Genomic DNA, 26,594 nt, shown 5'->3' on the forward strand with positions numbered 1-26,594 from the left:
CTAGGCCAAAGCGGGCCGGTCCGAAACCAGGGCCGGCCCACTTTCGTTGAGGCAGAAGGGATAAACCGATGTCCAAGCGTGACTACTATGATATTCTAGGCGTGGCCAAAGGGGCCTCTGCCGACGAAATCAAAAAAGGCTATCGCAAGAAAGCCAAGGAACTGCACCCCGACCGGAACCAAGACAACCCGGACGCTGAATCGCAGTTCAAAGAGGCCAACGAGGCCTATGACGTTCTGAAAGACGGCGACAAGAAAGCCGCCTATGACCGTTTTGGTCATGCCGCTTTTGAAAACGGCATGGGTGGAAACGGCGGCGCGCGCCCAGGCCAAGGCTTTGGCGGCGGCGGCGGCGACTTCTCATCTGCCTTCTCTGATGTGTTTGACGACCTGTTTGGCGACTTCATGGGTGGCCAACGCGGTGGTGCTGGCGGCGGTGGACGCCGCGCTGCGCGTGGTGCAGACCTTCGCTATAATCTGCGCGTTACACTCGAAGAATCTTTTGCCGGGCTGCAAAAAACCATCAACGTACCCACCGCAGTTAGCTGTACTGGCTGCGAGGGAACTGGGGCAGAAGGTGGTGTTGAGCCGACAACTTGTCCGACATGCTCAGGCATGGGCAAGGTGCGCGCACAACAGGGATTCTTTACTGTTGAACGTGGCTGCCCGACCTGTTCGGGCCTTGGACAAGTTATCAAGAACCCTTGCAAGAGCTGCGGTGGTCATGGTCGAGTCGAAAAAGACCGGGCTCTATCCGTTAACATCCCAGCTGGCGTCGAAACCGGCACCCGCATTCGTCTATCCGGCGAAGGTGAGGCCGGAATGCGGGGCGGCCCTCCCGGTGATCTCTACATTTTCATCGAAATGTCGCCGCACAAGCTTTTCGAACGTGATGGCCTAAACCTTTACTGTCGGGTTCCAGTCAGCATGGCCAAGGCCGCATTGGGTGGCGCCATCGAAGTGCCTACCATCGATGGCGGGCGTGGACGCGTACAAATTCCCGAAGGCAGCCAGTCCGGCCGTCAGATGCGCCTACGTAGCAAGGGCATGCCTGCCCTGCGTGGTGGTGCTTCGGGCGACATGTTCATTGAACTCGCAGTAGAAACTCCGGTCAGCTTAACCAGCCGCCAAAAGGAATTGCTACGCGAGTTTGAGGATCTTTCCGAAGAGACCACCAACCCGGAATCTGGTAGCTTTTTCTCCTCAGTGAAGAGTTTCTGGGATTCGATGAAAAGCCAATAAGATCTGCAATATTGATCATTAAAAGGCGCCAGCTCTCCAGTTGGCGCCTTTTTTTCTGGCCGGAAGAAAAGCTTGTTGTCTCCAATAAACCCAATCGGCAATTTCTTGGTCAGCTATCAAACCATCGACGTTAACGCTTTATCAACTATAGAGGCAGAAAATTGTCCCTATGACACGGCGAGGCGCCTTTCACGACACCTCTCTGCCGCTGTTTCAGGGCGGGGAAGAAGCGACATTAGAGCCGCTCCCAAAAGGTCGGCTACCTTCATACATCCAAGACCACCGCGCCCGTCTTCGTGAACGGTTCACGCAAGGTGGTGCAACTGCGATGCCCGACTACGAGTTACTGGAACTTGTCCTGTTCCGCTCGATTCCGCGCCGCGATGTCAAACCTGTAGCCCGTGCTTTGCTGGACAAATTTCAAGACTTTAACCGTGTCATAACCGCACCTCCTGAGCGCTTGAAAGAAGTTGTGGGCATTGGTGCAGCGGTCATCACCGACCTCAAAATTCTTGAGGCCGCGGCACAGCGTATGGCCCGTTCCAAGGTGATGCAAAGACAGGTTATCTCCGGCTGGGATGCCGTTCTGGACTATTGTCATACAACCATGGCGCATCGCGAAACTGAACAATTCCGAGTCTTGTTCCTTGATCGCAAAAATGTCTTGATCGCCGATGAAGAGCAGGCCCGAGGCACGGTTGACCATGTCCCGGTTTATCCGCGCGAAGTCGCAAAGCGCGCATTAGAGCTAAACGCTAGCGCACTGATTCTCGTCCATAATCATCCCTCTGGGGACCCAACCCCATCGGAGAGTGACATAGACATGACTGACAGAATAAACACCGCACTACTGGCGCTGGGGTTAGTTCTCCACGATCACCTGATTATCGGCAAATCCCGAGAACTGAGTTTTCGCACCGAAGGCTATCTATAGAAACCCATGCCCCCCGCGGCACCAGTCAGCGCAACCAGACCTCAACCCGGCGGTTCACTTGACGACCCCATCCACTGTCATCGCAAGCCATTGGAAGAGCTTCGCCAAAGGCATCTACGTCAACTTGCAAACGCTCCATATTGGCGGTCTCTGCGGCTTTGACCACCGCATCTCTCACCGCTTCGGCACGCTTCATCGCAATTTTCCGATTACCCTCAGCTGGCCCCTCCCCGTCGGAGAAGCCAACAAAGACCAACCTCTTGGCATCATAATCCCCGACTTCAATCGCACGGGACAGCTGGGCGATGTTAGCACGGGATTGCGCATCCGGCCGTGTCGATCCGGTTTCGAACCGAAAGGACGTAGTCAGACGTTGCATTCCTCTAAGTAAAGCGACCAAGCGTTGGAGCTCTACGAGATCAACTTCTTCACCAGCGGCCTGAATGGCATTTGCCAGTCGTTGTCCCTGTGCTTTCACCGGAATTTCTTCCGGGGCCTGGTCAACAAACCCCGCACGACGAATCACAATTTGGGCGGCCGGGCCACGCGCATAGCTCAGAAAATCGCGAGCAATCTTGGGAAGTCGCCGCGCTGGCAAATACAAGAACATTGGCGCACTCAGCGGGTAATCCTCAGTCTTGATAGCGCGCCGTCCTGCTGCCACCGCAAAGCCACAAGCGCCGCTTAAGGTCAGCGTGCGCGCTGTACCCGTCTCAGCATAGCTGGCAATACCGATGGCAAATGGATCCGTCGTCACAGCCCGCGCCAAACCGCTGCTCCGGTCGTGGCGACGCAGATCCTGAGACAGCGACACGTTTGCGGGTTTCAACAGTCGATCTTCGACAGCCTGAGCCAATCCCGATCCGGCTACCGGAAGATGAAGTGAAATCGGGGCATCCGGGCCGCCGAGTTCCTGCCAGTTCGTGATTTTTCCAGCAAACACCTGTGCAAGCTGTGGTACGGGTATGTTTGTTACAGGATTAACCGGTGCCACTATGGGCACCAAAGCATCCAATGCCAGAACGCGGCTGCGGCTGGCGCCAGTCATATCACCCATACCAGCGTCTTGCGCCAACTTGCGCTCTTCCGAACGGATCTCACGTGATGCCATCACCATGTCCGCTTCGTTGGCTAGAAGATCAGCAAAACCTTCATCTGTGTTGCTAACCAAAAAGGTGAACCGCGCGACCGGGATTTGGTCCCCCTGCAAAAGAAGATAGTCAAAATTTCCGTCCGGCAGGCCGTCACGGCGGGTCTGATAGCCGTTTCTCAACGCAAATCCTTCGATCAGCGCAGGTAACAGCACCTCGGCCATCGTTGAAGATCCTGACAAGGTCAGCTCGGCAATAAAGCTCGATAGACTTGGACAACCCGGCCCATCGCAGGTCACCCCTGATCCATCCACAGTCAATTCACCAAACTGGGTGTCTACTCGATAGAACTGACCGTCAAACCCCAACAGATCACCAGTGATCGCAACGGCTCCGTCTGGTGAGGAGAGCGTTACGTCCTGCGCAGTTGCAACAAGCGTTGAGCTAAAAAGAAAGAGTGCGGCACTAAACGCCGCACGATACCAAGCCATAGGAAACCCTGATTAACCGCAAATCATTTTGAGGCGATTTTCAAGTCTTCTACAAGATTATTCAACACCAGAAAATCACCAATTGCGTTACAATTTGGCATCGACAACTCCAGATCCCGAGTTCTCAACTTTCGGTCTTCACGCAACTCAAGCGTCTGCGCAGAAATTTCACGGCCACAGTTGATAGCCGAAACTTCGGCCTCGATGCTCAGGGCAACTATTCCGCTGTTTTCAGCTGTATTTCGGGCGAAACTGTAGACCTCGGCCATACGGGGCGCCAATTGGTTAGCATCACCCAGCCGCTGTACCTGACTGGTCTGACTATTCGCATTTGCTCCCGACCAGATATGACCAGCCTGACCATATTGCGCACCAAATTCACGTGCGTGGATTTCGAAACCGCTGTTACCTGTCCATTGCAACGCCACCCGGTCTATCTGATCTAAACCACTCACCTGGGTAGAAGCGACAGCACCAGGTCCCGAGGCCAGCTCGACAATGTAGACTGCCGTTTCAGCCAGAGCAGGTACCTGCATGTCCAGGTCGCCATCATCATTCGTGGTTGCTGTAAACATAAGCCCCGAATGATGCACGGTAACCCGCGCGTTCCCGTGGCATGGGGCTGAAAACGTTAGATGAACATTGGCTTGTTCAACAGCCGTAGCCGAAGCTGTAGCCGTAGCCTCGCAGGAAGCGTCAACAGGCCTTACTTCGACCCGTTTTGATTCAAATGCTACGGCATCACGTTCCGCAACCTCAGGGGCCTCAGCTGGTGCAATAGAGGTCAGGGTGATTTCCTGCAGGACCAAGTCAGCATCAACCGTAGCGGTAGCGGTTTCCTGAGGGGCTCTGGCTGCCGAGCCTTCCTGCATGACGAATCCAATTGCAAGCGCCGAAACCAACGTTGCTCCGCTCATAACCATCATACGCTTGTTTAACATCACATTCTCTCCACCAGGTAAGTGAATATAGAATGACGCAGAAAGGCGACCAGTTTGTGGCCGCCTTTCGGTTTGATTCAGGCAAATTTAACTAATTTACCCCTATCGGACTATGAACTAGGCCAGTTTGCCGTGGCAGTGTTTGAACTTTTGGCCGGATCCACAAGGACATTTATCGTTACGCGACGGGCTACCCCAAGTTGTCGGATCATCTTCAACAAAACCTGGCGCAGCCTCTCCCGCTGGGGCTTGCACAGGCGCACTTGCTGCACTTTGCATTGCCGCTTGGCGAGCAGCCATTTCAAGTAGCATTTTCTGCTGCTCTTCTTCGTTCATCGGACGAATATGGCTCAACTGCTGGCTGACAGTTTCACGTAGCCCATCCAACATGCTTTCGAACAGCTGGAAACTCTCGTTTTTATACTCGTTCAGCGGGTCTCTCTGAGCGTACCCACGGAACCCAACAACTGAGCGCAAATGCTCCAATGTCAAAAGATGTTCACGCCATTTCGTATCAATGGTCTGCAACAAGATCTGTTTTTCAATGTTGCGCATATTTTCCGGGCCAAAAGCAGAGGCCTTTTTGGCCATCAACTCGTCGCTTTCCTTGATCAGGCGCTCGCGGATTTCTTCATCATCCACGCCTTCTTCGGCAGCCCAATCAACAACGGGAACGTCAATACCCAACTTTTCCAAAGCCTGGTCGTGCAGAGCTTCAGTATCCCACTGATCAGCGTAGGTTTTGGGTGGCATGTGAACATCCAGCAGGTCATCAATGACCTCGTGTCGCATATCGCCAACGATATCAGACAGATCCGCGGCGGCCATAATCTCACGGCGTTGGCCAAAGATTACTTTACGTTGATCATTCATCACATCGTCGAACTTCAAAACGTTCTTACGCATGTCAAAGTTACGACCCTCGACTTTAGCCTGAGCGCGCTCCAGCGACTTGTTCACCCAAGGGTGAATGATGGCTTCGCCTTCTTTCATACCCAGCGTTGTCAACAACTTGTCTAGCCGCTCTGAGCCAAAAATACGCATCAGATCATCTTCAAGGCTTAGGTAAAAGCGGGTTGTGCCTGGGTCGCCCTGACGTCCCGAACGGCCACGTAGCTGGTTGTCAATCCGGCGGCTTTCATGGCGTTCTGATGCCATTACCATCAGTCCACCGGCTTCGAGAACCTTTTTCTTTTCTTCTTCGTGCCGTGCTTCTTCTTCAGCTCGTAGAGCTACTGGATCCGCATCCGGGTTTTGCTCTAGGACCTCCAGCACTTTCATTTCGACGTTACCGCCAAGTTGAATATCCGTACCGCGACCAGCCATATTGGTAGCAATAGTTACCGCATTCAGACGTCCCGCATCCGCAACAATCTGTGCCTCCTGCTCGTGTTGGCGCGCATTCAGAACGTTGTGTTTAACGCCTTCCTTCTCGAGCAGTTGACTTAACAGTTCAGATTTTTCAATCGACGTTGTACCAAGCAGAACGGGTTGCCCTTTGGCATGAGCCACTTTGGCCTCATCAATCATGGCAGTATATTTTTCAGCTGCCGTTCGATAAACACGGTCGTCTTCGTCTATGCGTGCGATCGGTTTGTTGGTGGGAACTTCCACCACTCCCAACCCATAAATCTCGGAAAATTCTTCAGCTTCAGTCAGCGCCGTACCCGTCATACCCGATAGTTTGTCGTACAAACGGAAGTAGTTTTGAAAGGTAACTGAGGCCAAAGTGGTGTTTTCTGGCTGGATCGTCACATTTTCTTTCGCTTCGATTGCCTGATGCAGACCTTCGGACATCCGACGACCGGCCATCATCCGACCTGTGAATTCGTCAATCAGCACCACTTCGCCATCGCGAACGATGTAATCCTTGTCTCGCTGGAAAAGCTTATGCGCTCGCAACGCCTGGTTGACGTGGTGTACAACCGATGTGCTTTCCGGATCATACAACGAGGCACCCTCTGTCAGTAGACCGCGTTCTTGCAGTTGCTGTTCCAGATATTCGTTGCCCTCGTCGGTGAAAGTTACGCCCTTGGTTTTCTCATCCAACTCATAGTGATCATCGCTCAGCAGTGGAATCACTTGATCAATGCTCGAATAGAGATCTGAACGGTCCTCGGCCGGACCAGAAATAATCAGCGGGGTCCGTGCTTCATCAATCAGAATACTGTCAACTTCATCGACGATCGCAAAGTTATGGTACTTCTGGAACAGTTGATCCAGATCGGACTTCATATTATCGCGAAGATAGTCAAAGCCCAGTTCGTTATTGGTGGCATAGGTAATATCGCAGTCGTAGGCAGACTTTTTCTCGGCCTCAGGCATATTGGACCAGATGACGCCAGTGGTCATACCCAATTGGGCAAACACTTTGCCCATCCACTCTGAATCTCGCTTGGCAAGGTATTCATTCACCGTGACCACATGAACGCCTTTGCCGGTTAGGGCATTCAAATAGGCCGGGAATGTTGCAACAAGAGTTTTACCCTCGCCAGTTTTCATCTCGGAAATGCTACCCTGATGCAAGAACGTGCCACCCATTAGCTGGGTATCAAAGGCGCGCAGACCTAGGGCGCGTCGCGCTGCTTCACGCACATTCGCAAATGCTTCAGGCAAAAGCTCGTCGAGCGAAGTGCCTTCAAGCGCTCGCTTGCGCAGCTCGTTTGTCTTATCTTTCAGGCCCTCGTCGCTGAGTTTTTGAAACTCGGGTTCCAGCGCATTGATCTTTGCGATCAGCGGCTTTGTCGCCTTGATCTTGCGGTCGTTCGGTGTCCCGAAAACCTTTTTGGCGATTGTTCCGATACCCAGCATGTGTTCTCCAACGTCCTGTCTCTGGCCCTAAAATTAGGCAGGCTTGCCCGTCCTGCCTGCAACCCATAAACAAAGGGAGAAAGACGGTCCTGCCGAAGGCCACAAATCGATGTAAGCGGCGGGGTATACAGTGTCAACGCTATGCCCGTTTTACGGCATAAAAATAGGAAGAATTGAATGCGCAAAGGTATCACTTTTTTGTCCGGTGTGGCTATGTCCGCTCTATTGATGTTGCCGGTACCTGCTACAGCTGCCCCGCATGCCAATACAGTTGTTGCCGTTGTTAACGGTGAAGAAATTACTATTGGTCATATGATTTTGTCGCGCGCAACATTGCCCGCGCAGTATCAGCAGCTGCCCGCAGATGTTTTATACAATGCGATTTTGGACCAATTGATCCAACAGACAGCCCTAAAGCAAGCATTGCACGGCGAAGTTCCTCATTACATCGAACTCTCGCTTGAAAACGAGTCGCGGTCACTGCTTGCGGCTGAAGTAATTGAAACAGTAATGCGTAAAGCTACCACCGAGGAAGATTTGCTTGCCGCTTATGAAGCCGAATACTCGGATGGTGATGGTGGCGATGAGTTCAATGCTTCGCACATTTTGGTCGAAACCGAAGAAGAAGCTCAAATCGTGAAGTTGGAACTCGATGCCGGCGCCAACTTCGCAACACTAGCGCAAGAAAAATCTACCGGCCCATCTGGCCCCAGTGGAGGTGAGCTTGGCTGGTTTGGCAAAGGCCGCATGGTACCCGAATTCGAAGAAGCCGTGCTTAAGTTAAAGTCGGGAGAGGTCTCCGATCCCATCCAAACACAGTTTGGCTGGCATGTGATTATTTTGAATGAGCGCCGAAAAACATCCGCTCCGGAGTTTGAGGCTGTTCGCGAAGAGTTGGCCACCAAGCTGCAAAACGAAGCGGTTGAAGCGCGTGTAAACGAACTAACCACCTCAGCTGAAATTGAGCGTCCAGAAGTCGAAGATCTAGACCCCGCAATTCTTCAAAACCTCGATCTCGTAAGGAACTAACTATGGCGCAATCGATGTCTCGCTCACCTCTGGCACCTGCTGCATTCCCGGATCTCCCTGTTATTAAGGGTGTTCGCTTTGCCTCCGCAGCGGCTGGTGTCAAGTATCAGGGGCGGACTGATGTTATGCTGGCCCAAATGAATCCAGGTACCACTGTAGCTGGGGTGTTCACCAAGTCCGCCACACGCTCTGCGCCAGTGCGCGATTGTCAGGACAAGCTGGGCGCCGAATCTCAGGCGGGCGCTGCAATTTTGGTCAATTCTGGTAACTCCAATGCTTTTACTGGGCATTTTGGCCAAACTTCGGTGGCTGAGATCACAGAGGCCGTTGCAATGGCAACCGGCTTGCCCGCCTCCCGTGTCTTTACCGCCTCAACTGGTGTAATTGGCGAACCGCTACCTCATGATCGCATAACCGCCAAAATCAACGGCTTGGTGGACGATCTTAATGAAGTTCGGATTAAGGATGCCGCTGAGGCTATCATGACCACCGACACCTTTGCGAAGGGGGCATCGGCACAAATCCAAGTTGACGGTCAAGCCGTCTCTATTGCAGGGGTCGCCAAAGGTTCAGGTATGATTGCACCGGATATGGCCACTATGCTGGTCTATATCTTCACCGATGCCAAACTGGCTGACTCTGATCTACAATCGCTGCTGGCAAAACTCTGCAACCGCTCCTTCAATTGCATTACTGTCGACAGCGACACCTCAACTTCCGATAGCCTAATGCTCTGTGCAACCGGGGCATCGGGAGTAGACGTTAAGGGGAACAGCGACTTTGCTGCCGCACTGGAATCCGTAATGCTGGATCTGGCTCACCAGGTTGTTCGCGATGGTGAAGGCGCTACTAAGTTTGTGGAAATTCAAGTTACTGGTGCGGTTTCAGATGCAGAAGCCAAAGTTCATGGGCTCGCCATCGCCAACTCGCCTTTAGTTAAAACAGCGATCGCTGGCGAAGACCCAAACTGGGGGCGCGTGGTTATGGCCATTGGCAAATCTGGCGCAATTGCAGATCGCGATCTGCTATCCATTTCATTTGGGGATGTGCTTGTTGCTGAAAAGGGCTGGGTATCGCCCGACTACCGTGAAGAAGACGCTGCCGAGCTCATGAAGCGTGACGAAATCATTCTTAAGGTCGACTTGGGACTAGGCGGTGGCAAAACAACCGTATGGACCTGTGATTTGACCCACGGCTATATAGAAATAAATGCGGATTACCGATCATGAAAACGCTACTGGTATCAGCTGTAGCCCTAATCGACGTTGAAGGGCGGGTATTGCTTGCTCAGCGTCCTGAGGGGAAGTCTATGGCCGGTCTGTGGGAGTTTCCGGGCGGCAAAGTGGAATCTGGCGAAACCCCAGAAGCAGCTTTAGTCAGGGAGTTAGAAGAAGAGCTGGGTATCAACACCTGGTCTTCTTGCCTAGCTCCGCTGACATTTGCGAGTCACAGCTATGATGATTTTCACTTGTTGATGCCGCTCTTTGCTTGCCGAAAGTGGAAGGGCATACCGCTTCCACAAGAAGGCCAGACTCTTAAATGGGTGCGACCCGGAGATTTGAGGAGTTATCCCATGCCGGCAGCCGACATCCCCCTAATACCAGTGCTGCGCGACTGGCTCTAAGAATGCGGCCCATTAATTGAATTTCCCATGGCTTACTACCTCATATAGTGTATTATCGCCACAGATGCGCCAATTATGTACAATTTGGCTGGAATTATGAACACTTTGTTAACTTTTAATGTGTCAAATTCATGTCAACTAGGGTTAGACTTATTCCGATGTAATTCCTTTGGGGAGGATTTGACATGCTACGTACAATCACGATGGGCTCATGTGTTTCGGTCCAAGGCACCTATGTCCGAGCACTACCGGATGGCAAAATCGCCGTAAAAGTAGGCCAAAAAGTATACGAAGGTCGTCCAATCAAAGCGGCGGCGTAACACGTCTATCTACCACACTCACGGCACAGATTTACGAGGGCTACTCCAGCAGTAGCCCTCTTTTTCTTTAATAGGCACAACAAAAAAACCCGGCGCTAGGCCGGGGTTTCTTAAGTTGAACGCTATACCAATTTACTTGAGCGTTCTGGTCACTTCTTCGCGTTCGAAGATTTCGATAACATCGTCAGCGCGAATATCGTCGTAGTTTTCAAATGCCATACCACATTCCTGACCAGACTGAACTTCGGGCACTTCATCCTTAAAGCGCTTCAGAGTTTTCAGTGTGCCTTCGTGGATAACTACGTTATCGCGCAACAGACGGACACCCGCCGAACGACGTGCGACGCCTTCGGTAACCAAACAACCAGCGACTTTGCCGATGCCAGTAACCTTGAACACCTCTTTGATGTTCGCGTAACCGATAAAGTTTTCGCGGATCTCGTTGCTCAGCAAGCCAGAGGCAGCTGCCTTAACGTCATCTACCAGGTCATAGATCACCGAGTAATACCGGATCTCTACGCCCTTTTGGTTGGCTGTGTTACGGGCCGAAGTGTTGGCACGTACGTTAAAGCCAAACACTGGAGCACCCGATGCTTCGGCCAGGCCGATATCGGTTTCAGTGATCGCGCCAACGCCAGAGTGCAGAACGCGAACGCGGACTTCGTCGTTGCCGATTTTGGCCATCGCCTGAACGATCGCTTCGGCTGAACCCTGCACGTCTGCTTTAACCAGAATAGGCAGCTCAGAGACGTTTTCGTCATCCTTGGCTTTGGCCATCAGCTGTTCCAGAGTGGTCGCAGCACCAGCAGCAGCGCGTTTGTCTTTCGCAGCCTGAGCCCGATACTCGGCAATTTCGCGTGCCTGAGCTTCGGTTTCGGTCACGTTCAACACGTCGCCCGCTTCAGGCGTACCGTTCAATCCCAGAACCTCAACAGGAACCGAAGGACCGGCTTCTTTGATCCGCTCGCCCTTGTCGTTGATCAACGCACGGACCTTACCGTACTGCTCACCCACAACAAAGATATCGCCTTGGCGCAGTGTACCGTTCTGAACCAGAACAGTCGCAACCGGTCCACGGCCAACATCCAACTGAGCTTCGATCACGGCACCTTGGGCAGCACGATCAGGGTTAGCTTTCAGCTCCAGAATTTCTGCTTGCAGCGCAATGGCTTCTAGCAGTTGGTCCAGACCCTGACCAGTGGTCGCCGAGACTTCAACGTCCTGAACTTCACCAGACATTTCTTCCACGATAACCGAGTGCTGCAGCAAATCGGTGCGCACTTTGGTCGGGTTCGCAGCAGGTTTGTCGATTTTGTTGATTGCAACAATCATCGGCACGTTAGCAGCCTGGGCGTGGTTGATCGCTTCGATGGTCTGCGGCATGACCGCATCATCAGCAGCCACAACCAAGATCACGATGTCAGTCACATCGGCACCACGCGAACGCATAGACGTAAATGCCGCGTGGCCCGGAGTATCCAAGAAGCTAAGAACAGCACCATCTTTGGTTTTCACCTGGTAGGCACCGATGTGCTGTGTGATGCCGCCGGCTTCGCCAGCAACAACCCGCGCATTGCGGATCGCGTCCAAGATCGAAGTCTTACCGTGATCAACGTGACCCATAATCGTAACAACCGGAGGCCGCGACTTCAGATCTTCGTCTTTATCTTCAGTTTCGTTGATGACGTCTTCAACGTCCGAATCGGAAACACGAACCATAGTGTGGCCGAATTCCTCGATGATCAGTTCTGCAGTATCCGCATCAATTGTCTGGTTCTGAGTAACCATCAGACCCATGTTCATCAGTGCTTTTACTACATCTCCAACACGCTCCGCCATCCGAACGGCCAACTCAGAAACCAAAATGGCTTCGGGCAGCTGAACTTCGCGGAATACCTTTTCGCGCTCAACCGTTCCCATGGCTTTTTGACGGGCACGTTCTTGCTTACGCTTCATCGACGCCATTGAACGGTGACGGTTACCGGCACCACCAGTGGCCTGACCCAATGTCAGTTTACCCGACCGACGACTGTCGGCTTGGCCTTTGCCGCGGTTTTGGCGCTGATCGCGTTCACGATCTGATTTACGCGGCGTCGCTGCAGGGGCAGGTTTTCCAAAGTTCGCAGTACGCGGTGCAGCATCAGCTGGCTTTTCCGCAACAGGGGCAGGAGCAGCTCGTTCGGCTGCCACTTCAGCTTCGCGCTTCTTGCGCTCTGCTTCTTCGATTTTAGCTTTGGCACGCTCTTCAGCTTCTCGCTGTTCGCGTTCCTTCTGTTCCATTTCGGCACGGCGACGCGCACGGCTTTCTTCGCGTTCTTTTTCTTCAGCCGCTCGTTTAGCGATATCTTCCGCTTCACGTGCCTTGGCGAGCTGCACCGCTTTTAGGCGGCGAGCCATTTCTACATCGGTGATACCAGCAGGTCGACGTGATGGGTCACCAACAGGAGCAGAACTTGATCCACCCCGGCCGGCACCCGGCTTGGGGACCACAACGCGCTTACGCTTGGTTTCCACCACGACACTCTTGGTCCGACCATGGCTGAAACTCTGTTTCACGTTCCCGGGCCGGGCCCCACCACGAAGTCCCAAAGTCTTTTTGCCGTCACTATCGCTCATTAAGATTTGTATCCTTCTGTGCGGCCGTTGCCGCCCACTGTTTTACGCATGCCCTGCAGTCGCTGCGCTTCCTCTACAACACGTTTGCTGAGTCCACCAGAGGAGAGCGCTGCATGTATCACAGTTTCTCGGCCAAAAGCCATGCCTAGTTCATCTGCGGTCAGGCAACCAATATAGCTACCTAAGTGTGGCGTGCTCAATTTAGACTTACCACGCCCGGACCCATCTATGGCTTGTATCAGCACCTGGGCCTCTTCTTTGGACAGCCAGTCTTTGACTTTTTCATAGCCACCTACTGCTGCACCTGACTTACGAGCCAGACTGAGCAATTCGACAAGGCGGCGCAGAATCTGCCGCTCCACCTCATCAACCAGCCCGTCGGGCATTGTCACCTGGGTTTTAAAACCGCGCGAAAAGAGTTTTTTCTTTACTGCAACTTCAAGAGCTTCCCGCTCGGCAGTCACATAGACCCCACGACCAGGTAGCTTGCCCATAATATCCGCAACGACTTGCCCATCCGGACCGACGACAAAACGCACCAATCCGTGTTTTGGCTGCACCTCGCCCGTGGCAAGACATTTGCGATCTGGACCATTACTTAGGTCCATTGAGTTGCTAGCGCCACCCATGTTCAAACACTCGAGGCCTGAGATCAGGCCTCGGCCTCCGATTGTTGTTCATCTTCATCTGCGTCTTCGGAAACTTCTTCTTCCACTTCCAAATCTGCCGGATCAACCCAGCCCAACAGAACACGTGCTGTCATGACCAGTGTTTGTGCTTCTTCTAGCGACACCTCAAACGGCTCTAGAATGCCGTCGTCCTTGATTCGCTCGCCGTTCTCAGTGGTCCAGCCGCCGGCAAGTTCCCAATCTGCGCAGGTCGCAAAATCTTCCAATGTCTTAACGCCGTCTTGGGCTAGGGCTTCAATCATTTTGGGGGTCAGACCCTCAAAGTTGATTAAGCTGTCCTCAACACCCAGAGCCCGGGCTGCTTCGATGGCCGCCTTGGCCTGCGCTTCAATATGGTCACGCGCGCGGGCCTGCAGTTCGGCAGCTGTCGCATCATCCACACCGTCAATGACGAGCAGCTCCTCTAGTTCGACGTAGGCCACCTCTTCAAGGTTGGTAAAGCCTTCGGACACCAGAAGTTGAGCAAAGAACTCGTCAAGGTCCAGAACTTCCATGAACAGCCCAGTGCGGGCCTCAAATTCTTTCTGGCGACGGGCGCTTTCTTCTTCTTCAGTCATGATGTCGATATCAAGACCAGTCAGCTGGGACGCAAGGCGAACGTTCTGGCCACGGCGACCAATCGCCAGGCTCAGCTGCTCTTCAGGCACCACAACTTCGATTTTTCCAGCTTCTTCATCCAGAACAACTTTGGAGACTTCGGCAGGCTGCAACGCATTCACCAAGAAGGTCGGCTGATCATCATTCCACGGGATGATGTCAATCTTTTCACCCTGCAACTCATTCACAACAGCCTGAACCCGGCTACCGCGCATACCAACACAGGCACCTACAGGATCAATCGAGCCATCATATGAGATCACAGCGATCTTTGCGCGCGAACCCGGGTCACGGGCTACTGCTTTGATATCGATGATACCGTCATAGATTTCAGGCACTTCCATCTTGAACAGTTCAGCCATAAATTCTGGCGCTGTCCGGCTCAGGAAAATCTGCGGGCCACGGGGCTCGCGGCGCACATCCTTAATGTAGCAACGGATGCGGTCATTCGGGCGATAGCTCTCGCGACCGATTTTTTCGTTGCGGCGAAGAATTGCTTCACCAGCGCCGACATCAACGATGACGTTGCCATATTCTTCACGTTTGACCAGCCCATTGATGATGCTGCCAGCGCGATCTTTGAATTCTTCGAACTGACGGTCACGTTCTGCTTCACGAATTTTCTGCAGGATCACCTGTTTGGCCGACTGTGCGGCAATACGGCCCATTTCGACCGGCGGTACTTCTTCGACGAAAGTCGCACCAACTTCGGGTTCCGCCATGTACTGTTTGGCTTGTTCGACGGTGAATTCAGACTGGTAATTCTCCAGATCTTCATCCTCGACCACTGTGCGCACTCGAGTAAACGTGGCTTTACCGGTTTTGCGATCGATCGCTACCCGGATATCCATTTCGCTACCGTAACGGCTCTTGGCTGCTCGGGCCAAGCTTTCTTCCATCGCGTCGACAACCAGGCTGGGGTCGATCATCTTCTCGCGGGCTACCGCTTCGGCGGTCTGCAAGAGTTCCAGCTGGTTAGCAGAGGTGATTGCCATTATTCTTTCTCCTCTTCGGACCCTTCGGTCTCGATCTCGTCGAATGCATTCTCGTTCAAAGCGCCTGCATCTTTACGCTGGCGCAACATTTCCTTGATCAACTCGTCGGTCAACACCAATTTGGCATCGCTCAACCAGTCGAACTGCAATCCAATGGTGCCTTCTTCAACGTTGATCAGCACCTCTTCGCCTTCGACACCCGCCAGCTCGCCTTTAAAACGACGCCGACCACCGATCAGTTCACCAGTCTCGATCTTGGCTTCATATCCTTCAAACATGGCGAAATCTTTCAGCCGTGTCAGCGGTCGGTCGATTCCCGGGCTGGATACCTCTAGAGCATAGGCGTCTAGGATCGGATCTTCTACATCCAAAACTGCACTTACAGCATTTGAGATCACGGCGCAGTCATCCACCTCAATGCCACCTTCAGGCTTGTCAGCCATGATCTGCAAAGCGGTTGTTTTACCTGACATCAGTCGAACACGCACCAACTCATAACCAAGATCTTCAATCACAGGTGTGATAATCTCGGCCATACGGCGATCAATGGCAGCTTTGGCAATCAGGTCGTTTGTCATCATGATCCATCACATGCGTTACAGCACAAAAAAACGGGCGCGCGGCCCGTCGAAAATTCCGATGGTGCTTCGTACCCAAGGCCCGACGCGCCGCTGTTGAATTGGGATATAGGCGGGACTGAGCGAATCTGCAAGCCCTCAGTTCTTCTCGTCCCAAATACCTCTTCCCGGTGCCTTTGGAAGCAGCAAGATTTAGACCCGCCACCACCGTTCAGCAATTCGCCCGTCGTCTAATGCAACCCGCTTGCCGATCACTTTTGGCACACCAATTCCTGAGTGAGTCGCCAGCGCCATTTCCTGCTGGGACGGAAGATAACGGAAATCCCCTCGCTTGATCAGGCCGCTGGGATCAGGAAGAGCCGATATATCGACATAACCATCGCGCAGCGCCTCGGCGCGAACCGATGCGTCAGGGATCACAATCACTTCGATCTGATCTACCCACCCCGCCTGCCCGTCTTTATGGTTCCTCTCGAACTTCGTTGCACGAAAGCGCCGACCGTCCTGAAAATGCTCGACCTGATAGCAACCTGTACCGCAAGCCACGGACAGCGGCGCATCAATATGACCCGCGCGAGCGATGATGAACGCAGGGTCAGCTAATAGATATGGGAAACCAGGGTTTGATATCACTAACTCTAGCTTCAGTTTCTGATCAGAAAGAACAGTAACGTGCTGGATTTTCGCGTTTTCAGGCAGATCATGCGCCAATAACGAAGCCGCAACATCATTTGCTGTCATTGACTGGCCATCATGAAAACGAACACCTGAGCGTAGATCGAATGTCCAGACACGTGCATCCGAATTGCTTCGCCACTTACTTGCAAGCTCACCGCGCAACACCCCATCGGGTGCAATTTCGGTCAGGGTATGATACAGGGCTCCGCGCGCCACCACATCAAGAAAGCCACCTTCGCGTGGCACAGCCAATCGCAAAGTGCCGCCCGGCTGCGGCGCTGCGGACAACGACGTACCGGTTGCGGCCAGCAATGCAGCAGCAGCACCCGAGGTAAACAGTGCACGGCGGTCGATCCGACTCATCTATAGATCCTCTGCAATGCGGTTCATCACTAAAACCAGTTCTGCGCTGATTCCCGGTTCAGACAATGCGTGTCCTGCTCCGCGAACCATTTTCAACTCGCCTGCTGGCCACAACTCATTTAAACGCCAAGCCATGACTGGTGGGCATATCATATCATAGCGCCCTTGCACGATGACACCTGGGATATGCGATATGCGGCCCATGTTGGCCAATATTTGTCCATCTTTTTCAAGAAACCCATGATTGGTGAAATAGTGATTCTCCAACCGGGCAAAAGCACGGGCATAGTCTCCTGGGCTTTCGCCTGATGTTCCATTGGAATGAATTGATGCGAGCGCATTTTCCCAAGCAGACCACGCGCGACCATAGCGAATTTCTTCTGAAATATTTCCGGAAAACAGCCTCTTATTATAGGCTGCAATCATATCGCCACGTTCATTCTCAGGGATCAAAGCCACAAATCTGGCCCAGGTCTCAGGCCAGAATTTTCCAGCGCCGCCGCCATAAAACCAGTCCAATTCTGCTTCGGTCATCAAGAACACACCACGCAGAATTAAATGCCGAACCCGGTCAGGGTGTGCCTGCGCATAAATCAACGACAAAGTTGCGCCCCAGCTGCCGCCAAATACCATCCAGCTATCAATTTCCAGCTGACGGCGAATCAGTTCCATATCAGCCACCAAATGCCAGGTCGTATTATCCTGACACGATGCGTGCGGCGTTGATCGTCCACAGCCTCGTTGATCAAAGAGAATCACACGATAAACATCAGGATCAAAATAGCGCCGCATTGCCGGGCTACTGCCGCCACCGGGGCCACCGTGGCACACAACAACAGGTACACCTTGTGGATTGCCACATTGCTCCACATATATGCGATGCCCTTGCCCAACATCGATCATCCGTTGATCAAATGCTTCAACTGGCGGGTAAAGATATTGCACTGCGTGCTTTTGATCTCGGTATTTGTCCATTACTGACCTGATTGAGAATGTCTGACCTAAAAGAACACACGGAGACAGGAATGCAAGCGCCTCAATCCACGGTGGATCCTTCGGAGATCGCCAAATTCGAAGCTATGGCCGCAGAATGGTGGGATCCCAACGGTAAATTCAAGCCGTTGCACATGCTGAATCCTTGTCGGCTGGACTATATCACACAACAGATCTCTGGCGAATTTGATCGCGATCTGACCTCCCGCAATCCGTTTTCCGGATTACGTGTGCTGGATATTGGATGCGGTGGCGGGTTATTGTCGGAACCAATGGCGCGCTTGGGTGCCACAGTGGTTGGAGCGGACGCCGCCGAAGGCAATTTACCCGTAGCACGCATCCATGCAGAGCAATCCGGACTGGAAATCGACTACCGCCACACCACTGCCGAAGCAATGGCTGAAGCAGGTGAGCAATTCGATGTCGTGTTGAACATGGAAGTGGTGGAACATGTTTCAGATCCGTTGGCCTATCTAACTGCGACCCAACAACTGCTACGCCCTGGCGGTTTGGAAATATGTTCGACCATTAACCGAAACGCCAAAAGTTTTGCCATGGCAATTGTCGGCGCCGAAATTGTCATGCGCTGGCTACCACGAGGCACACATGAATGGTCAAAATTCATCACACCGGACGAACTCTGCGATTTGCTGTCAAAGGCTGGGCTGACACCGGTGGATCGCAAGGGCTTTCTCTTCAATCCTATCACTTGGGGTTGGTCAATCTCCGCCCGAGATCTTAGCGTAAACTATGTCACTGCCAGCACTAAACCCAAATAGAAGGCCTATCCTTTAGGATAGATCTTGATCCTTCTGCACCTTTGTTAATGTTCGACACAGTTGGTAGATAAAACTCAACACTCAGGAATGACCCTGGGGGTTAAAGGGGCATAATTTCGCCCTTAACCGAGTGAATGCTACAGTGTTCTAATAGGAAATTCTCACTCACGGGACCTATCAGAACGGCGGGGTGTCTGGGAGCAGGCGCCCCGCTTCCACATTTAGCCAACGTTCAGATCAACCGTCGCTTTCCAATTTTGAGCGTAACTCACGTAGAATGGGTAAGGCTGCACGGACCCGGTCGCCGCCCAAATCACTTACCACCTCAGAAATCATCGGAGTTATACTGGCCAGAGCCCGATCACGCGCCTGACGACCAGCCGGGCTAATCGCCACCATCTTGCGTCGCGCATCGTCCCAATCCGGACGAATATGGATATAGCCAGCCACTTCCAGCTTGCTTAGCGTATTCGTCATAGCGCCACGCGTAACGTGGAACGCCTTAGCGAGCTGTGCTGGGGATCTCTCCAAACCGGCACCCGCCAAATGATTTAGCACTGAAAAATGCGACAGCTCCATACCTTTGGGCAGCGCCTTGGTCAGTCGCGCACGAGCTAGTTGATCAGCCATTAGAATCTCGCTGAACAGCGAAACCGCAAGAGAATTATTGTCGTCCATTAGGGTCCGTCGAAATCCCGATCATGAGTCAGTGAAGGCACGCGCCTGCGCGCTTCTGCCACTTTTTCCATATCAAGATCAACGTAACTCACACCTGAGTTAATTCCAGCATCCACCAAGACTTCTCCCCAAGGAGCGACCACAAGCGAATGACCATAGGTCTGCCGACAGGCACCTACACTGGCCAGATGTCGGCCGGTTTGAGCAGGAGCCAAGACATAACACCCGGTCTCAATCGCGCGAGCTCGTAGCAACACATGCCAATGCGCTGCGCCCGTCACATGTGAGAACGCCGCAGGAACGGTCAGGATTTCAGCACCCGCATGGGCCAGTGCCCGGTGCAGGTATCCGAACCGGACATCATAACAAATGCTCATGCCCACCCGACCAAACGGTGTGTCTGTCACAACTGCCCTGTCACCAGGCCGATAGCCGTCGGATTCGCGATAAGTTTCTTCTGGCGTCACATCCACGTCAAACATGTGGATCTTATCATAACGTGCTGTGATCTCGCCCTGTGGCGAAATCAGGAATTGTCGATTGGCAAACCGACCGTCGACATCATGTGTCTTGACCGCCAATGAGCCCAACAACAGCCAAATCCCATGCCGCCTTGCTGCATCTTGCAGCGCCGCTAATGTTGGATCGTCTTCTTCATGATGCAATACGGCCTGTTGGTGCCTGCGGCTGGCACTCAAACAATTGGTAACTTCTGGGGTCAGCACAAATCCTGCACCGCCCAAGACGGCCTCATCCAACATCTTTTCAACCATGCCCAGATTTTCAACCGGGCTATCACTTGATGTCATCTGCAACAGGGCCGTACGCATAAAAAGACTCCGGTATTAGGCCGCCAGGAGCGGATCCAGTTTACCTGCTTGCTCCAGTGCGAACAAATCATCGCAGCCACCCACATGGGTGTCGCCTACAAAAATCTGCGGAACTGTACGACCGCCGTTGGCACGCTGGATCATTTCTGGCTTACGGTCCGGTTGAGCCAGTACATTCACCTCAGCAAAGTTCACGCCCTTTTGGGTCAACAGCCGCTTGGCTGCATGGCAAAATCCGCACAGTGGCGAAGTATATATTTCGACCGTTTTCATTTGGGTCTCCGTTTCATTCAGCTTCGACGTTGTGGGGGATTTGGGGGGGCAATGCAACAATTGCGAGGGTCACGCGAAAACGTGATCGATAATTCACTGCTTGGTGACACGGGCCAGTGTTACCACCCGAACATCAGCTGCACCCCCTTGCAGGCAAGCGTCGCTGCAGGCAGTCAGAGTGGCGCCTGACGTCATTACGTCATCCACCAGCAAAATGACCCGCCCTTGCATCAGCAACCGATGTCGGGTGTTTGCCGATATGGCATCGCCCAGCGCCGCAAATCGTTGCGCACGGGTCTTTCCGTCAAGAGAGGCAGTACGTCGACGTCGTTGCAGCATGTCGACGCAGTACTCCAACCCGGTTTGTCGCGCCAGTTCACGCGCCAGCAAGGCTGATTGATTATAACGCCTCTTTAACAGACGGGTCCAATGCAACGGCACTGGCGCAATCAGCGGCGCATCATCCAGCAAGGCAGCTGAGGCTCGCACCATCCAGGCTGCAGCGGGCTTGGCAATATCAATGCGATCACCATGTTTAAGCGCCAGTATCAGCGCCCGCGCCTGATCCCGGTACAACAATGCCGCCCTTCCCCTGCTCCAAACTCGTGGATGCGCCATGCAATCATCGCACTCCAACCGAAAACCGTCGTTCGCACCAAGAACAGGCAGGCCGCACCCATCACATATGGTACCCCCTATAAACGGGGTCTCGCGCCAGCATGAACCACACAATCCAAAGTCACTCTCGACCAAACCACCGCAGCCCAGACATCGCGGTGGGTAGATCAATGCAACAGCCGTTTGTATCTGCCTCAGCATCACCCTAAATAGCCCCCATGACCAAAGCATCCCAGACTCCGCCGACCTTGTTCGACCGCCAGGCTCTTCGCTTCCACCGTGACCGACACAAACGGGCAGCGTTGTTTCTGCATGATATGGCACGGGATGAGGTCGAGGATCGGCTTTCCATGGTTAATAGAACCTTTACGGACCCTGCCGTCGTCACCCCTTTTGCGGAGATTTGGCAAAACAGCCTCCCAAATGCAAAAATCGTGGCTGACGAAGATCTGATTACGTTGCAACCCGATGCCCATGATGTGGTTGTACACGCCATGTGCCTTCATTGGGCTAACGATCCTGTAGGGCAGTTGATCCAGTGTCGTCGCGCGCTAAAAGAAGACGGACTCTTGCTGGTGCTGATGTTGGGAGGTCAAACCCTGCATCAATTACGAAGTGTATTGGCCGAGGCTGAAACCAGAATCACGGGCGGTCTGTCACCGCGTGTCGCCCCTATGGGGGAGATTCGAGATCTGGGCGCGTTGTTGCAACGCGCCGGGTTGAATTTGCCGGTTGCGGATTTGATCCCACTGACTGCTGAATATCGCGATCTATTCCACCTGATGCACGACCTACGCGACATGGCTGAAACCAATGCCCTTGCCCATCGTCAGAAACAGCCGTCCTCAAGGCTGCTATTTGACATGGCGGACCACTTGTACCGCCAGCATTTTGCCAATGATCAGGATCGGTTGCCAGCCACGTTTGAGATGGTTTGCCTAACTGGCTGGTCACCTTCAGAGACACAGCAAAAACCACTGCGACCCGGATCTGCCCGTTCTCGTCTGGCGGATGCGCTAAAAGTCCCTGAAACCAAACTTCCAGAATAGTTCAAACGCGCCATTTGTCCGATTGACCCGCAGTGGGTTATGCCTATTCATCCGCCCGACCAAGCCTAACAGGATTCCGCTATGCTGGACGCTAAAACAAAAGCCACCTACCCTGCCAATCACCAAAAAATTCCGGCCGAAAAAGTGGGAATTCTGCTGGCCAACCTCGGCACCCCAGATGATTACTCATACTGGCCGATGCGGCGCTATCTGGGTGAGTTCCTGTCAGACCAGCGGGTTATCGATTATCCGAAGTGGAAGTGGCAGCCTTTGCTGCAACTGATCATCCTAACCAAACGTCCGTTCAGCTCCGGTGCTGCCTACAAATCAATCTGGAATCACGACAAGGGCGAAAGCCCGCTGATGACCATCACTAAAGATCAGACAGCAAAAATGGCAGCTACAATGCAGGAACGCTATGGCGATCAGGTCATGGTTGATTTCTGTATGCGCTACGGAAATCCCTCAACCCAGTCCAAAGTCCGGGCAATGGTCGATGCAGGCTGTACAAAGATTCTATTTCTGCCTCTCTATCCACAATACGCAGGTGCCACATCAGGCACCGCCAACGACGAATTTTTCCGCGCATTGATGAAAGAAACTTGGCAGCCCGCCGCACGGACAGTCCCAGCTTATTTTGACCACCCTAGCTATATAGATGCGCTGGCAGGATCAATTTCCGAAGCCTATTCCAAGATGGAAAAACACCCTGATATTCTGGTTTGCTCTTACCACGGAATGCCAGAACGCTATCTTCAGCAAGGCGACCCTTATCATTGCCATTGCCAGAAAACTACACGGCTCTTACGCGAACGGTTAGGCTGGGACGACACTGATCTGGTCACGACCTTCCAGTCCAAATTCGGCCCGGAGGAATGGCTGAAACCCTATACGGTGGACCATGTTGCCGATCTGGCCAAGCAAGGTAAGAAATCCATCGCTGTAGTGGCCCCCGCATTTTCCGCTGACTGCATCGAAACATTAGAAGAGATCAACGACGAGATCCGCGAGAGTTTTGAACATGCGGGCGGTGAGAGCTTTACCTATATTCCCTGCTTGAACGACGATGATGCCCATATCGCCGCACTGGCAAAGGTAATCGAAGAGAATTTGCAAGGCTGGCTGGACTAACCGGTCAGTAGCAATATGGTGGCGAAAACCTAAAAACTAGGCGAGCCATTCCGATTGGCAATCGCCATAAATGCCGATTGGGAAAGAACAAATGAGTGAACATCATTGGGCTGCAACCCTGCAAGAACACTGGGGCATCACTGCAGACCTAAGCCGCTTGGACGGTGAATATGATCTGAACTTCCTTGCCGAAGGACACGATGGTCAGGGTTACATTCTGAAAGCAATGCGCCCCGGGTGTGAACCTTGGTTGGTTGAAGTACAGATCTTAGCCTTGGAACACATTGCTACAGAACAGCCTGAACTACCCTGTCCCCGTGTAATCCGCACTCCTTCCGGATCTGCAATGTTGGAACTTCCTGATGACAAAGGGGATCTGCGGTTGGTCTGGCTGCAAAACCGGTTGCAGGGACGCTGTTACGCCAAGACGGACCCCAAGACACTGGAGCTTATTCATGAGATTGGCCACGTTCTTGGACTATCGGCTGATGCACTAAAAGATTTCCGCCACGATGGCCTGGAGCGTGATTTCAAGTGGGACTTGATGCAAGCTGGTTGGATTGCAAAGGAATTGGACTGCGTCACGGATCCAAGCCGACGCGCTATCCTGAGTGAAGTCGCGTCAGGTTTTTCGGAGATTGAGCCATCATTGGCTAACCTGCCAAAACAGGCGATCCACAATGACGCAAATGATTACAACATCTTGGTTGTCGGCGAACTGAACGATCCGCGAAAAATGTCTGGCCTGATAGACCTTGGCGACATGTGCACCGCGCCTAGAATTTGCGACCTGGCAATCGCCGGAGCTTACATTGTCTTGGACCATGCCAAACCCGAGCAAGCGCTGGCTGCATTGGTTGCCGGATATCACGCCGCGAACCCACTTACCCCTGCTGAAGTTGATCTGATCTGGCCGCTTTTACGCGCCCGACTGGCGGTCAGCGTAGTCAATTCGACCCTTATGGCGGCCGACAACCCCGATGACCCCTATGTGGTGATATCTCAGGCCCCAGCTTGGCGGTTTCTGGAGAACCACCCTATTCACCAGGGTTTGTTGACCGCACAGTTACGCGCAGTCTGTGGCTTGCCAGTGGTTGATGGGGCCGATCGGGTATTGGCTTATCTGGATACAGAACGTGGTAATTTTGCGTCCCTGATGGGCACAGATTTGGCTAATACACCCATGGGATCTCTATCTGTCGAAAACTCGATATGGCCACAAAACCCCTTTCATATGTCGCTGGAAGAAGCTGCGCGGGTTGGTGAGGAATTCGGCACAGATCTGTGGTTGGGGTATTATCATGAGCCTCGATTAATCTACGCAGAACCTGCTTTTCGAAAGGGCCCATACAAAGCCAGTAACCGACGCACAGTTCACCTTGCTGTGGATGGCTTTGCACCAGCAGAGACACCCCTTTATGCGCCCTTGCAAGGCGAAGTGTTTGTGGTCGAGAATCGCAACAGGCATTTGGATTATGGCGGCGTTATTATCCTGCGCCATAAGACCCCGGATGATGACGCATTTTACACGCTTTACGGCCATCTAAACCCGGAGTGCTGTGACCGGTTGACCCCTGGTGACGTCATTGAAAAGGGTTCTGAGTTTTGTCGTTTGGGCAATGCCAACCAAAACGGTGGCTGGGCTCCGCATGTTCATTTTCAACTGGCCCTTACAACAAAAGGCATTGAAACGGATTGGCCCGGCGTGGCTGATCCTGATGAAATGGTTTTGTGGGAGGCAATTTGTCCTAACCCCGCTGCACTGCTAAACTTGCCAGATCAAAAGGTAATGTATCAGCCAACCAACAAAAAAGAGGTTCTGGCTGGGCGCAAAGCCCATTTCGGTGGCAACCTATCCCTTACTTATTCGGACCCGGTAATGTTGGTTCGTGGCTGGAGACACCATCTGTTTGATGAATGGGGTCGCCCCTATCTGGATGCCTATAACAACGTTCCACATGTTGGCCACGCTCACCCACGTATTCAGGCCGTCGCTGCGGATCAGCTGAAGCGAATGAACTCAAATACCCGCTATTTGCATCCCGCACAAACCGCATTTGCCGACAAAGTCCTATCCAAACTCCCTGATTCATTCGAAGTCTGTTTCTTTGTCAATTCGGGCACAGAGGCCAACGAACTGGCCCTGCGTCTGGCCCGTGCTCATACTGGCGCCAAAGGCATGGTAACACCGGATCATGGCTATCACGGCAATACCACTGGTGTGATTGATGTCTCGGCCTACAAATTCAACGCCAAAGGTGGCTGCGGCCAAGCGGATTGGGTGGAACTTGTCGAAGTTGCTGATGACTACCGTGGGTCGTTCAAACGTGATGACGCGAACCGTGCAGAAAAATTTGCAGATCTTGTCGAACCGGCAATTGAGGCACTGCAGAACAAAGGTCACGGTGTAGCTGGCTTTATTGCCGAAACCTTTCCTTCGGTTGGCGGTCAGATCATCCCACCCAAGGGATACCTATCTTCTGTCTATGAAAAGATCCGCGCAGCTGGCGGTGTTTGTATTGCTGACGAAGTACAAACCGGGCTTGGACGCCTCGGTGACTTCTACTTTGGCTTTGAACATCAGGAAGCGTTGCCTGACATCGTGGTGATGGGGAAACCTATTGGAAATGGGCACCCCCTGGGAGTTCTGGTAACAACCAAAGCAATCGCTGACAGCTTTGCCCAAGGACCGGAATTTTTCTCCACCTTTGGGGGATCCACTCTGTCTTGCCGAATTGGCAAAGAGGTTCTGGATATTGTCGATGATGAAGATTTGCAGGGCAATGCCCGTCAAATGGGTGCGTTGTTGATCGACGGGTTACGCACATTAGAACAAAAATATGATTGCGTTGGCGATGTACGCGGCATGGGACTGTTTCTGGGGTTGGAGCTGATCAACCCTGATGGATCTGAAGCTTCTCAAATCAGTTCTTACGTTAAAAACAGAATGCGCGACTATCGTATTCTTATCGGTAGCGAGGGACCCAAGGATAACATCCTGAAAATTCGCCCCCCTCTGACGATTGATAAAGAAGGCGTCGAGATGATTCTGACAACACTGAATCATGTATTATCTGAGATTAGCTAAGCTGAACTGCAGCTAAGATTGATCTTCTAAACAACAAAAAAGGCGGTGGAAAACCACCGCCTTTTCCGTAACTGATAGTAAGCAATATTAGTTGCTTGCAACAGCCGCGCCAACCAGAACCAGCAGCAGCAGTGGCAGCAGGATACCGTTGGAAGAG

Annotated in this window: 23 protein-coding genes; 10 read left to right on the forward strand and 13 right to left on the reverse strand. The window is 52.8% G+C overall.

What is annotated here, in order from left to right; genetic code table 11:
* Positions 1-68 precede the first annotated feature (68 nt).
* Both dnaJ and radC read left to right on the forward strand, forming a co-directional pair.
* Positions 69-1,241, forward strand: coding sequence for a molecular chaperone DnaJ (gene dnaJ, locus GO984_RS12130; RefSeq protein ID WP_157022775.1), 1,173 nt, complete (start codon positions 69-71; stop codon positions 1,239-1,241).
* Between the two features lie 169 nt (positions 1,242-1,410).
* Positions 1,411-2,175 carry a RadC family protein gene (gene radC, locus GO984_RS12135; protein WP_157022776.1) on the forward strand — a complete coding sequence of 255 codons (765 nt, stop codon included), beginning with the start codon at positions 1,411-1,413 and terminating at the stop codon, positions 2,173-2,175.
* 25 nt (positions 2,176-2,200) lie between these two features.
* Here radC and GO984_RS12140 read toward each other — a convergent pair whose 3' ends face one another.
* The 3 genes from GO984_RS12140 to secA form a co-directional block, all read right to left on the reverse strand.
* Positions 2,201-3,757 (reverse strand): substrate-binding domain-containing protein, encoded by a 1,557-nt coding sequence (locus GO984_RS12140; RefSeq protein WP_157022777.1) that lies wholly within the window; start codon positions 3,755-3,757, stop codon positions 2,201-2,203.
* A gap of 23 nt (positions 3,758-3,780) precedes the next feature.
* Positions 3,781-4,698 carry a hypothetical protein gene (locus GO984_RS12145; protein ID WP_157022778.1) on the reverse strand — a complete coding sequence of 306 codons (918 nt, stop codon included), beginning with the start codon at positions 4,696-4,698 and terminating at the stop codon, positions 3,781-3,783.
* Positions 4,699-4,815: 117 nt separating this feature from the next.
* The gene (secA, locus tag GO984_RS12150; protein WP_157022779.1) at positions 4,816-7,509 is read right to left on the reverse strand and encodes a preprotein translocase subunit SecA; all 2,694 of its coding nucleotides are present in this window, start codon (positions 7,507-7,509) and stop codon (positions 4,816-4,818) included.
* A 177-nt stretch (positions 7,510-7,686) separates the two neighbouring features.
* On the opposite strand from secA, the gene GO984_RS12155 reads away from it, so the two are divergent.
* The 4 genes from GO984_RS12155 (at position 7,687) to GO984_RS23820 (ending at position 10,482) form a co-directional block, all read left to right on the forward strand.
* Complete coding sequence (locus tag GO984_RS12155) at positions 7,687-8,538, forward strand: peptidylprolyl isomerase (protein WP_157022780.1); 852 nt, start codon at positions 7,687-7,689, stop codon at positions 8,536-8,538.
* A gap of 2 nt (positions 8,539-8,540) precedes the next feature.
* Positions 8,541-9,767: a bifunctional glutamate N-acetyltransferase/amino-acid acetyltransferase ArgJ gene (argJ, locus tag GO984_RS12160; protein WP_157022781.1), complete on the forward strand. Its 1,227-nt coding sequence runs from the start codon at positions 8,541-8,543 to the stop codon at positions 9,765-9,767.
* Entirely contained in the window at positions 9,764-10,162 is a 399-nt protein-coding gene (locus GO984_RS12165) for a (deoxy)nucleoside triphosphate pyrophosphohydrolase (protein ID WP_157022782.1), read from the forward strand. The genes argJ and GO984_RS12165 overlap by 4 nt, the downstream gene beginning before the upstream one ends.
* 185 nt (positions 10,163-10,347) lie before the next feature.
* Complete coding sequence (locus GO984_RS23820; RefSeq protein WP_280817677.1) at positions 10,348-10,482, forward strand: hypothetical protein; 135 nt, start codon at positions 10,348-10,350, stop codon at positions 10,480-10,482.
* 132 nt (positions 10,483-10,614) lie between these two features.
* Here GO984_RS23820 and infB read toward each other — a convergent pair whose 3' ends face one another.
* The 6 genes from infB to pip form a co-directional block, all read right to left on the reverse strand.
* A complete protein-coding gene (gene infB, locus GO984_RS12170) occupies positions 10,615-13,098 on the reverse strand; it encodes a translation initiation factor IF-2 (protein ID WP_157022783.1) in 2,484 nt (827 codons plus the stop codon).
* Positions 13,098-13,706, reverse strand: a complete 609-nt coding sequence (locus tag GO984_RS12175; protein ID WP_245231085.1) for an RNA-binding protein — start codon at positions 13,704-13,706, stop codon at positions 13,098-13,100. Before GO984_RS12175 ends, infB begins: the two co-directional genes overlap by 1 nt.
* A gap of 44 nt (positions 13,707-13,750) precedes the next feature.
* Positions 13,751-15,379 carry a transcription termination factor NusA gene (gene nusA, locus GO984_RS12180; RefSeq protein ID WP_157022785.1) on the reverse strand — a complete coding sequence of 543 codons (1,629 nt, stop codon included), beginning with the start codon at positions 15,377-15,379 and terminating at the stop codon, positions 13,751-13,753.
* Positions 15,379-15,957 (reverse strand): ribosome maturation factor RimP, encoded by a 579-nt coding sequence (rimP, locus tag GO984_RS12185; RefSeq protein ID WP_138163011.1) that lies wholly within the window; start codon positions 15,955-15,957, stop codon positions 15,379-15,381. Before rimP ends, nusA begins: the two co-directional genes overlap by 1 nt.
* 192 nt (positions 15,958-16,149) lie before the next feature.
* Complete coding sequence (locus tag GO984_RS12190; RefSeq protein ID WP_157022786.1) at positions 16,150-16,998, reverse strand: ABC transporter substrate-binding protein; 849 nt, start codon at positions 16,996-16,998, stop codon at positions 16,150-16,152.
* Positions 16,999-17,973 (reverse strand): prolyl aminopeptidase, encoded by a 975-nt coding sequence (gene pip / locus GO984_RS12195; RefSeq protein WP_157022787.1) that lies wholly within the window; start codon positions 17,971-17,973, stop codon positions 16,999-17,001.
* Positions 17,974-18,023: 50 nt separating this feature from the next.
* On the opposite strand from pip, the gene ubiG reads away from it, so the two are divergent.
* Positions 18,024-18,770, forward strand: a complete 747-nt coding sequence (ubiG, locus tag GO984_RS12200) for a bifunctional 2-polyprenyl-6-hydroxyphenol methylase/3-demethylubiquinol 3-O-methyltransferase UbiG (protein WP_157022788.1) — start codon at positions 18,024-18,026, stop codon at positions 18,768-18,770.
* A 237-nt stretch (positions 18,771-19,007) separates the two neighbouring features.
* Here the strand turns inward: ubiG and GO984_RS12205 are convergent, their stop codons facing one another.
* The 4 genes from GO984_RS12205 to GO984_RS12220 all read right to left on the reverse strand — a co-directional run bounded on the left by GO984_RS12205 (position 19,008) and on the right by GO984_RS12220 (position 21,370).
* Positions 19,008-19,448: a MarR family winged helix-turn-helix transcriptional regulator gene (locus GO984_RS12205; protein ID WP_138162748.1), complete on the reverse strand. Its 441-nt coding sequence runs from the start codon at positions 19,446-19,448 to the stop codon at positions 19,008-19,010.
* Positions 19,448-20,278, reverse strand: coding sequence for a carbon-nitrogen hydrolase family protein (locus tag GO984_RS12210; protein WP_157022789.1), 831 nt, complete (start codon positions 20,276-20,278; stop codon positions 19,448-19,450). Before GO984_RS12210 ends, GO984_RS12205 begins: the two co-directional genes overlap by 1 nt.
* A gap of 15 nt (positions 20,279-20,293) precedes the next feature.
* Entirely contained in the window at positions 20,294-20,551 is a 258-nt protein-coding gene (grxC, locus tag GO984_RS12215; protein ID WP_138162746.1) for a glutaredoxin 3, read from the reverse strand.
* 93 nt (positions 20,552-20,644) lie between these two features.
* Positions 20,645-21,370, reverse strand: coding sequence for a ComF family protein (locus tag GO984_RS12220; protein WP_157022790.1), 726 nt, complete (start codon positions 21,368-21,370; stop codon positions 20,645-20,647).
* A gap of 17 nt (positions 21,371-21,387) precedes the next feature.
* On the opposite strand from GO984_RS12220, the gene GO984_RS12225 reads away from it, so the two are divergent.
* The 3 genes from GO984_RS12225 (at position 21,388) to GO984_RS12235 (ending at position 26,437) form a co-directional block, all read left to right on the forward strand.
* Positions 21,388-22,218 (forward strand): methyltransferase domain-containing protein, encoded by an 831-nt coding sequence (locus tag GO984_RS12225; RefSeq protein ID WP_138162745.1) that lies wholly within the window; start codon positions 21,388-21,390, stop codon positions 22,216-22,218.
* Between the two features lie 81 nt (positions 22,219-22,299).
* Positions 22,300-23,349, forward strand: a complete 1,050-nt coding sequence (gene hemH / locus GO984_RS12230) for a ferrochelatase (protein ID WP_157022791.1) — start codon at positions 22,300-22,302, stop codon at positions 23,347-23,349.
* A gap of 91 nt (positions 23,350-23,440) precedes the next feature.
* On the forward strand, positions 23,441-26,437 hold the full coding sequence (locus GO984_RS12235; RefSeq protein WP_157022792.1) for an aminotransferase class III-fold pyridoxal phosphate-dependent enzyme: 2,997 nt from the start codon (positions 23,441-23,443) through the stop codon (positions 26,435-26,437).
* Positions 26,438-26,594 lie beyond the last annotated feature (157 nt).

Origin of the sequence: Parasedimentitalea huanghaiensis (assembly GCF_009753675.1) — a bacterium.
Classification (GTDB): domain Bacteria; phylum Pseudomonadota; class Alphaproteobacteria; order Rhodobacterales; family Rhodobacteraceae; genus Parasedimentitalea; species Parasedimentitalea huanghaiensis.

Bases quoted from the DNA above. Each gene is read 5' to 3' on its own strand.
- GO984_RS12190 (WP_157022786.1), bottom strand. From the start codon at position 16,998: ATGAGTCGGATCGACCGCCGTGCACTGTTTACCTCGGGTGCTGCTGCT.
- GO984_RS23820 (WP_280817677.1), top strand. From the start codon at position 10,348: ATGCTACGTACAATCACGATGGGCTCATGTGTTTCGGTCCAAGGCACC.
- grxC (WP_138162746.1), bottom strand. From the start codon at position 20,551: ATGAAAACGGTCGAAATATATACTTCGCCACTGTGCGGATTTTGCCAT.
- nusA (WP_157022785.1), bottom strand. From the start codon at position 15,379: ATGGCAATCACCTCTGCTAACCAGCTGGAACTCTTGCAGACCGCCGAA.
- radC (WP_157022776.1), top strand. From the start codon at position 1,411: ATGACACGGCGAGGCGCCTTTCACGACACCTCTCTGCCGCTGTTTCAG.
- dnaJ (WP_157022775.1), top strand. From the start codon at position 69: ATGTCCAAGCGTGACTACTATGATATTCTAGGCGTGGCCAAAGGGGCC.
- GO984_RS12235 (WP_157022792.1), top strand. From the start codon at position 23,441: ATGAGTGAACATCATTGGGCTGCAACCCTGCAAGAACACTGGGGCATC.
- GO984_RS12175 (WP_245231085.1), bottom strand. From the start codon at position 13,706: ATGGACCTAAGTAATGGTCCAGATCGCAAATGTCTTGCCACGGGCGAG.
- GO984_RS12165 (WP_157022782.1), top strand. From the start codon at position 9,764: ATGAAAACGCTACTGGTATCAGCTGTAGCCCTAATCGACGTTGAAGGG.
- GO984_RS12205 (WP_138162748.1), bottom strand. From the start codon at position 19,448: ATGGACGACAATAATTCTCTTGCGGTTTCGCTGTTCAGCGAGATTCTA.
- GO984_RS12145 (WP_157022778.1), bottom strand. From the start codon at position 4,698: ATGTTAAACAAGCGTATGATGGTTATGAGCGGAGCAACGTTGGTTTCG.
- hemH (WP_157022791.1), top strand. From the start codon at position 22,300: ATGCTGGACGCTAAAACAAAAGCCACCTACCCTGCCAATCACCAAAAA.
- GO984_RS12225 (WP_138162745.1), top strand. From the start codon at position 21,388: ATGACCAAAGCATCCCAGACTCCGCCGACCTTGTTCGACCGCCAGGCT.
- infB (WP_157022783.1), bottom strand. From the start codon at position 13,098: ATGAGCGATAGTGACGGCAAAAAGACTTTGGGACTTCGTGGTGGGGCC.
- GO984_RS12220 (WP_157022790.1), bottom strand. From the start codon at position 21,370: ATGCTGAGGCAGATACAAACGGCTGTTGCATTGATCTACCCACCGCGA.
- secA (WP_157022779.1), bottom strand. From the start codon at position 7,509: ATGCTGGGTATCGGAACAATCGCCAAAAAGGTTTTCGGGACACCGAAC.
- GO984_RS12210 (WP_157022789.1), bottom strand. From the start codon at position 20,278: ATGCGTACGGCCCTGTTGCAGATGACATCAAGTGATAGCCCGGTTGAA.
- argJ (WP_157022781.1), top strand. From the start codon at position 8,541: ATGGCGCAATCGATGTCTCGCTCACCTCTGGCACCTGCTGCATTCCCG.
- rimP (WP_138163011.1), bottom strand. From the start codon at position 15,957: ATGACAAACGACCTGATTGCCAAAGCTGCCATTGATCGCCGTATGGCC.
- pip (WP_157022787.1), bottom strand. From the start codon at position 17,973: ATGGACAAATACCGAGATCAAAAGCACGCAGTGCAATATCTTTACCCG.
- ubiG (WP_157022788.1), top strand. From the start codon at position 18,024: ATGCAAGCGCCTCAATCCACGGTGGATCCTTCGGAGATCGCCAAATTC.
- GO984_RS12140 (WP_157022777.1), bottom strand. From the start codon at position 3,757: ATGGCTTGGTATCGTGCGGCGTTTAGTGCCGCACTCTTTCTTTTTAGC.
- GO984_RS12155 (WP_157022780.1), top strand. From the start codon at position 7,687: ATGCGCAAAGGTATCACTTTTTTGTCCGGTGTGGCTATGTCCGCTCTA.